The sequence below is a fragment of the Knoellia sp. B-D-2 genome (genome assembly GCF_057714695.1).
Window position 1 is genome coordinate 2,068,843 of sequence record NZ_CM173189.1, and the last position, 12,310, is coordinate 2,081,152.

12 protein-coding genes are annotated in these 12,310 nt (G+C 72.8%); 6 read left to right on the forward strand and 6 right to left on the reverse strand.

Annotated features, from left to right (window positions below; genetic code table 11):
- Positions 1-167: 167 nt before the first annotated feature.
- The 3 genes from AC3EU2_RS09840 to AC3EU2_RS09850 all read right to left on the reverse strand — a co-directional run bounded on the left by AC3EU2_RS09840 (position 168) and on the right by AC3EU2_RS09850 (position 3,884).
- Positions 168-1,415, reverse strand: coding sequence for a cysteine desulfurase-like protein (locus tag AC3EU2_RS09840; RefSeq protein WP_488176116.1), 1,248 nt, complete (start codon positions 1,413-1,415; stop codon positions 168-170).
- Positions 1,416-1,482: 67 nt separating this feature from the next.
- Positions 1,483-2,451 (reverse strand): hypothetical protein, encoded by a 969-nt coding sequence (locus AC3EU2_RS09845; protein WP_488176117.1) that lies wholly within the window; start codon positions 2,449-2,451, stop codon positions 1,483-1,485.
- A complete protein-coding gene (locus tag AC3EU2_RS09850; RefSeq protein ID WP_488176118.1) occupies positions 2,448-3,884 on the reverse strand; it encodes a GuaB1 family IMP dehydrogenase-related protein in 1,437 nt (478 codons plus the stop codon). Before AC3EU2_RS09850 ends, AC3EU2_RS09845 begins: the two co-directional genes overlap by 4 nt.
- 39 nt (positions 3,885-3,923) lie before the next feature.
- Between AC3EU2_RS09850 and AC3EU2_RS09855 the strand changes: the two genes are divergently transcribed.
- Positions 3,924-5,177: a DUF445 domain-containing protein gene (locus AC3EU2_RS09855; protein ID WP_488176119.1), complete on the forward strand. Its 1,254-nt coding sequence runs from the start codon at positions 3,924-3,926 to the stop codon at positions 5,175-5,177.
- Between the two features lie 83 nt (positions 5,178-5,260).
- Here AC3EU2_RS09855 and AC3EU2_RS09860 read toward each other — a convergent pair whose 3' ends face one another.
- Together AC3EU2_RS09860 and AC3EU2_RS09865 are read right to left on the reverse strand one after the other, a co-directional pair.
- A complete protein-coding gene (locus tag AC3EU2_RS09860; protein WP_488176120.1) occupies positions 5,261-5,734 on the reverse strand; it encodes a hypothetical protein in 474 nt (157 codons plus the stop codon).
- Between the two features lie 118 nt (positions 5,735-5,852).
- Complete coding sequence (locus tag AC3EU2_RS09865) at positions 5,853-6,641, reverse strand: DUF1295 domain-containing protein (protein WP_488176121.1); 789 nt, start codon at positions 6,639-6,641, stop codon at positions 5,853-5,855.
- Positions 6,642-6,748: 107 nt separating this feature from the next.
- Here AC3EU2_RS09865 and AC3EU2_RS09870 point away from each other — a divergent pair, with 107 nt between their 5' ends.
- From AC3EU2_RS09870 to AC3EU2_RS09880, 3 genes are read left to right on the forward strand one after another with little or no spacing between them, the layout of a single operon-like run.
- Entirely contained in the window at positions 6,749-8,029 is a 1,281-nt protein-coding gene (locus AC3EU2_RS09870) for an NAD(P)/FAD-dependent oxidoreductase (RefSeq protein WP_488176122.1), read from the forward strand.
- On the forward strand, positions 8,026-8,805 hold the full coding sequence (locus AC3EU2_RS09875) for a DUF1365 domain-containing protein (protein ID WP_488176123.1): 780 nt from the start codon (positions 8,026-8,028) through the stop codon (positions 8,803-8,805). Before AC3EU2_RS09870 ends, AC3EU2_RS09875 begins: the two co-directional genes overlap by 4 nt.
- On the forward strand, positions 8,802-10,058 hold the full coding sequence (locus AC3EU2_RS09880; protein ID WP_488176124.1) for a class I SAM-dependent methyltransferase: 1,257 nt from the start codon (positions 8,802-8,804) through the stop codon (positions 10,056-10,058). Before AC3EU2_RS09875 ends, AC3EU2_RS09880 begins: the two co-directional genes overlap by 4 nt.
- Before the next feature lie 33 nt (positions 10,059-10,091).
- Here AC3EU2_RS09880 and AC3EU2_RS09885 read toward each other — a convergent pair whose 3' ends face one another.
- Positions 10,092-11,087 (reverse strand): NAD(P)H-binding protein, encoded by a 996-nt coding sequence (locus AC3EU2_RS09885; protein WP_488176126.1) that lies wholly within the window; start codon positions 11,085-11,087, stop codon positions 10,092-10,094.
- Positions 11,088-11,109: 22 nt separating this feature from the next.
- On the opposite strand from AC3EU2_RS09885, the gene AC3EU2_RS09890 reads away from it, so the two are divergent.
- Together AC3EU2_RS09890 and AC3EU2_RS09895 are read left to right on the forward strand one after the other, a co-directional pair.
- Complete coding sequence (locus AC3EU2_RS09890) at positions 11,110-11,835, forward strand: CPBP family intramembrane glutamic endopeptidase (protein ID WP_488176127.1); 726 nt, start codon at positions 11,110-11,112, stop codon at positions 11,833-11,835.
- A gap of 79 nt (positions 11,836-11,914) precedes the next feature.
- The gene (locus AC3EU2_RS09895) at positions 11,915-12,277 is read left to right on the forward strand and encodes a TFIIB-type zinc ribbon-containing protein (protein ID WP_488176128.1); all 363 of its coding nucleotides are present in this window, start codon (positions 11,915-11,917) and stop codon (positions 12,275-12,277) included.
- The last annotated feature ends 33 nt before the right edge of the window (positions 12,278-12,310 follow it).

Here is a 12,310-nt window from a genome sequence, read left to right on the forward strand (position 1 = left end):
CGCTGTGCACTGCTGCGCTGGCCTGCAGCAGTGCACAGCGGCGCGCGAGGACGTTGGAGGGGGCGTCGTCGTCGTCGCCGTCGCAGGGGGCTTCCGACTGATTGCGCAGGACGGTCAGCTCGCTGGCGCTCGCCGACCGTCGACCGCCGACTGATTGCGCAGGACGTTCAGCTCGCTGGCGCTCGCCGACCGTCCTGCGCAATCAGTCGGGTGAGGGCGGTGAGGAGGCGCTCGACGTCGCTCATGTCCGTGTAGGGCGCGAGGCCGATGCGGACCCCACCCTCGTCGCCGAGGCCGAGGTGGCGGGAGGCCTCGATGGCGTAGAAGTTGCTCGCCGGGGCGTTGACGCCGCTCTCGGCGAGGGCCCGTCGCACGTCCTGCGCGGACCGGCCCTCGACGGTGAAGAGGAGGGTGGGGGTGCGCTTGCGCGCGTTCGAGTACACCCGCACGCCGGGCAGCGCGCGCAGCCCGGACTCGAGCCGGTCGAGGAGCCGGTGCTCGTGCTCCTCCAGCGCCTCGAAGCTCGCGAGGATGCGCTCGCGCCGCGACCCGGTGGCCGTGGCGTCGAGCGAGGCGAGCACGTCGACCGCGGCGGTGACCCCCGCGAGCAGCTCGTACGGCAGGGTCCCGAACTCGAAGCGCTCCGGCACGGCGTCGGAGGACGGCAGCAGCTTGTCGATCCGGATGCCCTCGAGGAGCTCGGGGGAGGCCGCGACGATCCCGATGTGCGGCCCGAGGAACTTGTAGGGCGAGCAGGTCCAGAAGTCGACACCGAGCGAGTCGAGGTCGACCGAGGCGTGCGCCGTCGCGTGGACACCGTCGACCCAGTGCAGGGCGCCGACCTCGTGCACGGCCCGGGCGATCTTGCAGACCGGCGGCTTGGTGCCGATGAGGTTCGACGCCGCCGTCGTCGCGACGAGCCGGGTCCGGTCCGAGAGCAGGGAGGTCACGGCGTCGGAGGGCATCTCGCCGGTGTCGGGTTCGAAGTCGGCCCACCGCACGACCGCACCGACCGCCTCCGCGGCCTGCACCCACGGGCGGATGTTGGAGTCGTGGTCGAGCCGGGTGACGACGACCTCGTCGCCGGGTGCCCACGTCCTGGCCAGCGCCCGGGCGAAGTCGTAGGTGAGCGCCGTCGCGCTGCGCCCGAACACGACGCCTCGCGGGTCGGCGCCCAGGAGGTCCGCCACCGCCTGTCGGGCCCCGCGGACGACGTCTTCGGCGCGCCGCTCGCTGGCGGTGACCTCGCCGCGGTTGGAGATCGCGGACACGAGCGTGGCGTGGACGGCGTCGGCCACCGGCGTGGGGGTCTGGCTGCCACCGGGCCCGTCGAAGAAGACCGCCGGGGCGGACCCGTCGGGCCCGCCTCGCAGCGCAGGGAAGAGCTCACGGATCGCTGCCACGTCGTAGGTCACCACGACAACGTACCCAGCCCGGCGTCGGGCGCAGGCGGGGGCCGCACCCACGGCAGCGGCGGCGACCTCAGCCGCCGTCGAGCCACCCGTAGCGACGGACCACGTCGCCCTCGCGGACGGTCAGCCCCGCGTCGTCGTGGCGCAGCACCGCCAACCGTTCCCGGCTCACCACCGTGCCCGTATGCCGTCCGCGCACCTCGAGCGTCGGCCGACCGTCACCGAAGGGCCACCACCACACCCGGGAGCGCGCCGCGGTGACCCGTCCCACCGCGGAGGGTGACGCAGCGGACGCGCACGCCTCCGACGTCGTTGACGTCGACGTCCGGTCGAGCGTCTCGAACGTCGTGAGGGCGCACCCGCCGGCCGCCGCCGAGCGCAGCGTCAGTCGCCCGTCGAGGCCCACCGACGCCTGCGAGCCGGGTCGCAGGACGATGCGGCTCGACGCCGGGTCGACGAGGACCAGGGTGCCGTCGGGGGTCGGCAGGACGCCGACGGTCGGGAGGTTGCCGTCGGCGCCGACGACCGGCGCGGAGGTGCCGGTCGCGGTCGGCTGGGGGGTCTGCCAGGACTCGCGCCCGTTGCCGTCGACGCCGATGAGGCGGCACCCGCCGGGGGTCCCCCCGCAGGCCTGGACGACGGTCACCGCAGGTCCGGCGGCCACGAGCGTCAGGGCGTGGGCGGGCGGTCCCTGCCAGGTCCAGCGCGAGCGACCGTCCAGCCCGGCGCCGTCGAGGCGGCCGTCCCCGAGGACGAGCAGGCGCCCCGCGCCGACCGCCGGTGCCCCGCCGGTGACGGACCCGAGGGTGATCCGGGTCCCGGTGACGAGGTCGACCGCCACGGGGGACCCGGAGCCGACGAGCGCGCGACCGCCGAGCACCTCGCCCGGCACCGCAGCCGTCTCCCACTCGCCCTCCAACCCGGAGGTGCGGGGGGTCGTGAACCACGCCACCGCGACGACCGCCACGATGACGACGACCGGCGTGACGGCATACGTGGTCGTGCGGCGGGACCACCCGCGCGACGGTCCGGCGGTCACCAGGACTGGTGCAGCGGTCGTCCCTCGGCGAAGCCGGCCGTGCTCTGGAGACCGATCGTCGCGCGCTCGTGGAACTCGGCGAGCGTGCGCGCCCCGGCATAGGTGCAGCTGCTCCGCAGGCCGGAGATGATCTCGTCGATGACGTCCTCGACCGAGGGCCGGGCCGGGTCGACGTACATCCGGGCCGAGCTGATTCCTTCCTCGAACATCGCCTTGCGGGCGCGCTCGTAGGCCGTGTCGGTGGCGGTCCGGTTGCGCACCGCGCGCGAGGAGGCCATGCCGAAGGACTCCTTGAACTGGCGCCCGGTCTCGTCGGTGAACAGGTCGCCGGGCGACTCGAGCGTCCCGGCGAACCACGAGCCGATCATGACGTTGGACGCCCCGGCGGCGAGGGCGAGGGCGACGTCCCGCGGGTGGCGCACGCCCCCGTCGGCCCACACGTGCCTGCCGAGCTCGCGGGCCGCGGTGGCGCACTCGAGCACGGCGGAGAACTGGGGGCGGCCGACCGCCGTCATCATCCGGGTCGTGCACATGGCGCCCGGCCCGACCCCGACCTTGACGATGTCGGCTCCGGCCTCGATGAGCTCACGGGTCCCGGCGGCGCTGACGACGTTGCCGGCGACGAGCGGCACCTGCGGGTCGAGCGCGCGCACGGCCTTGAGCGCGTCGAACATCCGCTGCTGGTGGCCGTGGGCGGTGTCGATGACGAGGACGTCGGCCCCGGCCTCGAGCAGCTGGGCGGCCCGGGCGGCCACGTCGCCGTTGATGCCGACGGCCGCACCGACGCGCAGTGCGCCGTCGGCGTCGAGCGCGGGGCCGTAGAGGCCGGCACGCAGGGCGCCCTGGCGGGTGAGCACCCCGACGAGCGTCCCGTCCTCGGCGACGACCGGGGCGAGGCGGCGGCGGGTGCCGGACAGCGTGTCGTAGGCGCCGACGACGTCGACGTCGTCGCGGACCGTGACGAGGTCGCGCGACATGACGTCGCGGACCTGGACGAACCGGTCGATGCCGGTGAGGTCGCTGTCGGTGACGATGCCGATGGGCCGGTCGCCCTCGGTGACGATCGCCGCGCCGTGGGCACGCTTGCCGATGAGGACCTGCGCCTCGCCGACGGTGGTGATCGGGTCGAGGGTGATCGGGGTGTCGAAGACGAGGTGGCGCTGCTTGGTCCAGCCGACCACGTCGCTGACGACCTCGACGGGGATGTCCTGGGGGATGACCGTCAGCGCTCCGCGCCGGGCCGTCGTCTCGGCCATGCGGCGTCCGGCGATCGCCGTCATGTTCGCCACGACGAGCGGGATCGTCGTGCCCGTGCCGTCGTCCGACGCGAGGTCGACGTCGAGGCGGCTCGCCACGTCGGAGCGGTTCGGGACCATGAAGACGTCGTCGTAGGTGAGGTCGTGCTGGGGCTGGAGACCGTTGAGGAACTGCACGGACCCACTCTAGGAGGGGCGTGGGGCAGGATCGTCCCCGTGAGTCTGCTCGCCCCGTCCCCCGCCGACGCGCAGCGCCGCACCGGCCTGCGCCGGATGCGGGCGCTCGCCCTCGGCCTGCTCGTGCTCGCCGCGATCGTGTATGCCGTGACGGTCCGTCACGAGACCGGCTGGCTGGGCTACGTCAACGCCGGCGCCGAGGCCGCGATGATCGGCGCGCTCGCGGACTGGTTCGCCGTGACCGCGCTGTTCCGGCACCCGCTCGGGCTGCCGGTGCCGCACACCGCGATCATCCCCAAGCGCAAGAACGAGATCGGCCGCAACCTCCAGGACTTCGTCACCGAGAACTTCCTCACCGAGGAGATCGCCCGTGAGCGCCTCGCCTCGGCCCGGGTGGGGGAGCGGCTCGGCGCCTGGCTGCTCGTCCCCGGCCACCGCACCCGGGTGATGTCTGAGGTCGTCCGGGTGACCCGGGCCGGCCTGGGTCGGCTGTCCGACGACGACGTCCGCGAGGTGATCGAGGACTTCCTCCTCCCGCGACTGGCGAAGGAGCCGATCAGCCCGATCGCCGGCACGCTGCTCGAGGGCGTCGTCGGGGAGCGGACCCACCACGGCCTCGTCGACCTCGGGCTGGAGCAGCTGCACGACTGGCTGCGCGACAACCCCGGCACCTTCGCCTCGGTCATCGGCGAGCGGGCCCCCTGGTGGTCACCGCCGTGGGTCGACGACCGGGTCATCGGCTGGAGCTACCAGCAGGTCCTCACCTGGCTGCGGGACATCCGGGTCACCCCGGGGCACCCGGCCCGGGTCGCGTTCGACGACCTGCTCACCCGGCTGGCGCACGACCTGCAGTCGGACCCGGAGGTCATGGAGCAGGCCGAGGCGCTCAAGGAGCGGCTCCTGTCGCACCCGCAGGTGCCGGACACGGCCGTGGGCCTGTGGCGCTCGTTCGGGTCGGCGCTCGAGTCGGCGATGGATGACCCGACGTCGTACTTCCACGTCCGCGGCGAGGAGCTCCTCGAACACCTCGGACGCCACCTCGTCGAGGACGAGCCCTGGCGCTCCCGCCTCGAGGGGCACCTCGGCGAGGCGGTGTCGTTCTTCGTCAACACCTACGGCTCCGAGATCGCCGAGGTCATCTCGGTGACCGTCGACCAGTGGGACGGGCGCGAGGCCGCCGAGCGCATCGAGCTGCACGTCGGCCGCGACCTCCAGTTCATCCGCATCAACGGCACGATCGTCGGGGCCCTCGCCGGCGTCGTCATCCACGCGCTCAGCTCCGTCGCGACCTGACCCACCCGGGTCGAGTGGTCAGGACACCCCGCATGCACAGACGGCATACGGGGTGTCGTGACCACTCGACGTGGACGCGAGGGTCAGCGCCGGCGCACGTCGCCCCGGTCGCGCACGTCGTCGTCGCCGTCGACGCGCTCGCGGTCCGCGCGGTCGGGAACCCCGTCGCGGTCGAGCTCCACGCGGTCGGCGCGTCCGTCACCGTCGGTGTCGACGTCCGGGTCGAGCTCGTCGGCGCGCTGGAGCTTCTCCTCGTACTCGGAGCGCGCGGCCACGGCGGGCTCGCGCCGGCGGGCGCCCTCGGTCTCGAGCTTGTCGGCCTCGGCGAGCTTCTGCTCGGCCTCGGCCCGCGCCTGGCGGGCAGCCGCCTCGGCCTGCGTGGCGTGCGCCTCCCGCTCGCGCACGACCTGGGAATGCTCCTGGGCCTCCTCGCGGACCTCGGCGGCCTGCTGTCGCCGGGACTCCACGTTGCGCTTGCGCAGCTGCGGGACCAGCAGCAGCGCCAGTGCGACGAGCACGACAGCTGCGATCACCCACCACCAGATGGCGTCCATCACGATCACACTCCTTCGATGTCGTGGGGACGTGCCCCCACCCCTCGAAACTAGTGAGGTTCGACCTCCTCAGGCGGCTTGCGGGCGACCCAAACCGACCCTGAGCAGGGCGAACGCGCCGTCAGGCACCGGTCCGACGACGCGGCGGGAGCGGGAGGAACATCGACGTCCGTCGCATGTAGTCGCGGTACCCGGGCCGCTTCGACATCTCCGACTCGAGCAGCCGGGCGCCGGTGGCGAACGCCAGGAAATAGGTCATCACCACCGGCGACAGCACGGTGAGTACCCCCGGCCACGCCTCCGCCGCGACGACCCACAGTCCCCACCACACGGCTGCGTCGCCGAAGTAGTTCGGGTGCCGGGTCCACGCCCACAGGCCCCGGTCCATGATCGCGCCACGGTGGGCCGGGTCGGCCTTGAACCTCGCCAGCTGGGCGTCGCCGACCGCCTCGAAGGTCACCCCGACGAGGAAGAGCACGACCCCGCCCGCGGCCACCCAGCCGAGCGGGCGGTCCGTCGCCGCCGCGACCTGGACGGGCAGCGAGACGACGTAGGCCGCGAGTCCCTGGACGCCGAACACCCGACGGAGCGCGAACCGGAACCGGTCCTGCTCGGGGACGCCCTCGACGAGCTTCGCGTAGCGCGGGTCCTCCTCGCCGCCGAGCGCCCGACGCCGGATGTGCCAGGCCAGCCGGAATCCCCACACCGTGACGAGCACCGCGAGCAGGAGGGAGCGAGCGGAGTGGGTGCCGACGGCATACGACACCCAGGCGATCGCGACGAAGACCAGCCCCCACGTGATGTCGACGACCGAGAGCCGGCCCAGCCGACGGGACACGACGGCGGTCACGCCCATGACGACCACGGCAGCGAGCAGGGCGCAGAGGGTGACGGCGAGGAAGCGGCTCATCCGCGCACTGTGTCACGCGGGGCCAAGGTGCGTCCGGGGCCCCACGGCACGGCATATTGGTCTCCCGACAGACCCATCCGGTTCCCCGCCGGCGACGAATGGACGGCATGACAGCGAACGACGATGCGCCCCGCACCGCCGTCGTGGGATCCGGCGTGGCCGGGCTCACGGCCGCCCACGTGCTGGCGCGACGCCACCGGGTGACCCTCTTCGAGGCGGACACCAGGCTGGGCGGGCACGCCCACACGCACACCATCGACTCCGGCGCCGGGCAGGTCCGGGTCGACTCGGGCTTCATCGTCCACAACGACCGGACCTACCCCCTCCTCGGGCGGCTCTTCGCCGAGCTGGGCATCGAGGTGCGCGACACCGAGATGTCGATGTCGATCTCCGACCCCGCCTCCGACACGGAGTACGCCGGCGGCCGCGGGATCACCGGCTTCCTCGCCCGCCCGCGCCAGCTCCTCTCGCGCGACTTCGTCACCATGCTCCGCTCGGTCCGACGCTTCCACCACGAGGCCGCGGACTTCCTCGCCGCGACCGACGACACCGACCAGACGACCTACGGGGCGTTCGTGGCCGCCCGCGACTTCCCGGAGAGCTTCGTCGAGCTGTATGCCGTCCCGCTCGTGTCCTGCGTGTGGTCCAGTGGTCGTGGCGACGCGATGGAGTACCCGGCCCGCTACCTGTTCCAGTTCCTCGACCACCACGGGATGCTCAGCATCGGCGGGGCGCCCCAGTGGCGGACGGTCGTCGGGGGCTCGGCGACCTACGTCGAGGCGCTCGCGGCGCGGCTCCCGGACGTCCGGCGAGGTCACGAGGTCCTCGCCGTCGAGCGTGACGACGACGGCGTGGAGGTGGCCACGGCCGCCGGTCGGGAGCGCTTCGACCACGTCGTCGTCGCGACCCACGCCGACGACGCGCTCCGCCTGCTCGTCGACGCGACGCCGACCGAGAAGGAGGTGCTCGGCGCCTTCCGCTACTCGCGCAACGAGACGGTCCTGCACCGCGACTCCTCGTTCATGCCGCGCGCGCGCTGGGCGCACGCGTCCTGGAACTACCGCGCGGCAGGCCCCGGCCACGACGCCGGCACCACCGGTCCGGTCGTCACCTACGACATGAACCGGCTCATGGGCCTGCCCGCCGCGGACCCGCTGTTCGTCACCCTCAACGCGACCTCCCTCATCGACCCGGCCGCCGTCGTCGCGGTCATGGACTACGCGCACCCCATCCACGACCTCGACGCCGTCCGGGCCCAGCGGCGCCGCGACGAGATCACGACGTCGCGCACGGCCTTCGCCGGAGCGCACTGGGGCTGGGGGTTCCACGAGGACGGTGCCCGTTCGGGAGTCGAGGCCGCCCGGGCGCTCGGGGTGGAGTGGGCGTGACCGAGACGCTGCCCAGGCCCGGGGTCGTGTCGGTGGAGCTGCCGACGCTGCCCTGCCTCGTCGTCGGCCGGGTCCACCACGTCCGGCACGTGCCGTTCCGGCGGACCTTCACCAACCGCCACTACCAGTGGCTCCTCGACCTCGACGAGCCGATGGACCTGCCGCGGTGGCTGGGTCCGGTCGCGTCGTTCCGCCCGGAGGACCACCTCTCCGGTCCGGTGACCCTGCCCGAGCTCAAGGCGAACGTGCTGCGCTGCCTGGAGCGGGACGGCATACCCACCGAAGGTGTCACTCGGGTCGTCGCGCTGACCCACGCCCGCGTGCTCGGCCACGTCTTCGACCCGATGACCGCCTTCTGGTGCCTCACCGCGTCGGGTGAGCTGCGCGGGGTCGTCGTCGAGGTGCACAACACCTACGGCGGCCGGCATGCGTATGCCGTCCGGCCCGATGCGCGCGGCGCGGCCTCCGTGGACAAGGACTTCTACGTCTCGCCGTTCAACGACACGACGGGGGAGTACGCGATCCGCTTCTACCTCGATGCCGAGCGGGTCTCCGTCGCGATCCGGCTCCACCGCGAGGGCGAGCTGGTCTTCACCGCCGTCGTCGACGGGGAGCTCGTCCCGGGGACCCCCCGCGCCGTGGTCGCCACCGTCGCCCGCCACCCGTTCATGACCCAGCAGGTGTCGGCGCTCATCCGGATGCACGGCATCCGGCTGTGGGCCCGCCGCCTTCCCGTCCAACGCCGCCCCGCCGAATCCCTGGAGACTGTCCGATGACGTCCGAAGCCCTCAGCCCCCTCGAGATGCCTTCTGCGAGAAGGTTCCTCACGCGTGGCGCCGTCGCCCGCACGCTGATCCACCAGATCGTCGCCGGCGTGCCGGTGCGGCTGCGCTACCCCGACGGGTCCACCGTGGGCTCGGCCGGCGAGGACGGCCCGACGCTGGACGTCATCCGGCCGGAGTCGATGTACCGGCGGATCGGCCACCACCCCAAGATCGGCCTCGGCGAGGGCTACATGGCGGGAGACTGGCGGGCGGCGCCGGGCACCGACCTCGCTCAGGCGCTGCTGCCGTTCGCCGAGCGGATGAGCCACCTGCTGCCGAAGCCGGTGCTCGCAATGCGCCGGCTCGTCGACCGGGCGCTGCCGACGGCGACCCGCAACACGTTGTCCGGGAGCCGCGCCAACATCGAGGCGCACTACGACCTGTCCAACGACCTGTTCGCGGCGTTCCTCGACCCGACGATGTCGTACTCGTCGGCGCTGTTCGACGACTCCCGTCCCTTGGCCGAGCAGGACCTCGTCGAGGCGCAGCACCGCAAGATCGACGCCATCCTCGACACCGCCAAGGTCGGCCCGGGTTCCCGGGTCCTCGAGATCGGCACCGGCTGGGGCGAGCTCTCGCTCCGGGCCGCGGCCCGTGGCGCGGACGTCCTCTCCATCACCCTGTCCCGCGAGCAGCAGGCCCTCGCCCGAGAGCGGATCGCCGACGGGGGCTTCGCCGAGCGGGTCGAGGTCAGGCTCCAGGACTACCGCGAGGTGAGCCCGCGCACCGACGGGACGTTCGACGCGGTCGTCTCCGTCGAGATGATCGAGGCGGTCGGAGAGGAGTACTGGCCGACGTACTTCGCCGCGATCGACAAGCTGCTGTCCCCGGGCGGGACGGCCGTCGTCCAGGCGATCCTCATGGACCACGACCGCTACCTCGCGACCCGCAACTCGTACGGCTGGATCCAGAAGTACATCTTCCCCGGCGGGCTCATCCCGTCGCTGGAGACGATGCGCTCGGTGACCGGACGGCACACCGAGCTCCGGGTCACGGGAGTGCACGCGTTCGGCACGGACTACGCCGAGACGCTGCGTCGCTGGCGGCTGCGTTTCCTCGAGGAGTGGCCGCGGATCGAGGGCGGCTCGTTCGACGAGACGTTCAAGCGGATGTGGGAGTTCTACCTCGCGTACTGCGAGGCAGGGTTCGCCTCCGGCTACCTCGACGTCGCCCAAGTGACGATGACCCGTCCCCGCGCGGCCTGACCCCGGGTCCGGCTCAGCCCAGTCCTGGTCGGCTCAGCCGGCCCAGTCGGGGTCGGCCGCGGTGAGGTGGGCGGGGTCGACGGTGCCCGGCTCCGGGCGCTCCTTGCCCCGGCCGCCGAGGGCGGCGCGCACCGCGTCGTCGAACGGGGTCGGTCCACCCGCGGGCGGGCCGACGACGTCGTCGATGTCGTTCTCTTGGCAGACGACCTCGTGGATGAGGCTTCCGACGAGCGGCTTCGCGATGCCCGCGGGCACCGGCGTGACGAAACCGACCCAGTGGCTCGCGAGCCCGGGGGTGAGGACCGGGACGGTCCGCACCGTGCGCGGGCGCAGGCCGGCGACCTTGGCGTAGCGCTGGATCATCTCGCGGTAGGTGAGGACCTCCGGGCCGCCGACGTCGAAGCTGCGGTTGAGGTCCTCCTCGATCGTCGCGGCACCGACGAGGTAGTGCAGGATGTCCGCGATCGCGATGGGCTGGATCCGGTTGTTGACCCACTTGGGCGTCACCATGACCGGCAGCTTCTTGGTGAGGTGGCGCAGCATCTCGAACGACGCCGACCCCGAGCCGATGATGATGGCGGCCTGGAGGACGATCGTGGGGACGCCGGAGGCCATGAGCAGGTCGCCGACCTCCACCCGCGAGGCGAGGTGCGTCGACAGGTGCCCCCCGTCGGGGTGCAGGCCCGACAGGTAGACGATCCGCCGCACCCCCGCCTCCTGCGCCGCCAGCCCGAAGGTGCGGGCCAGCTCGCGGTCGCGGTGCTCGAAGTCGTCCTTGCCGTCCATCGAGTGGAGCAGGTAGTAGGCGACGTCGACGTCGGCCAGGGCCGTGTCGAGGTCCCGTCGCGAGGTGGCGTCACCCTCGACGACCTCCACGTCGTCGGCCCAGTTGCGCGCTCGCAGCCGGTCGGCCGACCTCGTGAGGACCCGGACGTGGTGGCCGGTGTCGAGGAGGACCGGGACGAGGCGGGACCCGATGTAGCCGGTCGCGCCCGTCACGAGGACACGGGGCTGCTGTGGGGAAGTCATCTGTGGCATCGTCTCACTCGTCATGCCGAATCCCGTCACGGAACTGCGACGTTTCCTCAACGCTGCGCTCATCGAGCCCGTCCCGCGGGACCACTCGGAGAGCGACGCGGCCTTCCGGCGACGGCGCGTGGTGGCGGGGGTGACGCTCGTCGTCGGGCTCGGGGTGCACGCCTGGGCGCTGCGCATCCCGGCGGGCAACGACCTGTTCTACTTCGCGGCCGTGGCCCTGGCCATCGTCTGGGCGGTCGGCGCCCTGGTGTCCGGGCCGCTGCACCTCGGCCGGGCCAACACACGCTCGGGTGACCACGGGGGCCGCTCGATCGTCCAGTCGCTCGTCCTCGGTGGCGCGCTCCTGGCGCTCTTCCTCGCCGGCGCCCTCGTCGTCGCGCGGATCCCGGTCCTGCGCGAGCCGGTCGACGCGCTGCTCGACCACGCGACGTACGGGTCGCTGGCCGTGGTCGCGGTCATCACGGCGGTCAACGGGGTCGCGGAGGAGCTGTTCTACCGCGGTGCCCTGTTCGCCGCCGTCGGACGCAGGCACGCGGTGCTCGTGACGACGGTCATCTACACGCTCGTCTCGGCCGCTGCCGGCATCCCGCTGCTCATCGTCGCCGGGCTGGTCGTCGGCCTCGTCGTCGGCCTCCAGCGGCGGGTCACCGGTGGCATCCTCGGGCCGATCATCACCCACCTCACGTGGTCGCAGGGGATGCTCTTCCTCCTCCCGCACGTCCTCGGCGCCGCAGGCTGAGCCGGGCGTTCCCCCCGCCCTCCCGGGGCGTTCCCCGGGCGGCGGGCACTCCCGACGGGGTTGGGGCGTTGGGTCAGGCATGAGCACCCTCACCTGCCCCAAGTGCGCGTCGGAGATGCGCAACTACGAGCGCAACCAGGTCCACGTCGACCAGTGCACCGGCTGCGGCGGCCTCTTCCTCGACCGCGGTGAGCTGGAGGCCCTCGTCAACGCCGAGAACGCCTGGCACCAGCAGCCTGCGACTCCCGCACCGGCGCAGCCGCAGCAGCCCCCGGTCCCGCAGCAGCCGGCATACCCCTCCCAGAGCGGTCCGTACGCGCAGCCCGCCGCCCAGTCGTACGGGCAGGCGCCCCGGTACTCGTCCTCGCCGGGCAAGGGCCACGACAACCAGCCCTACGGCCAGCGCCGCAAGAAGTCGTTCCTCTCCGAGCTGTTCGACTGACCCGACTCGCAGGCCCCCGTTGACCACTGGTCA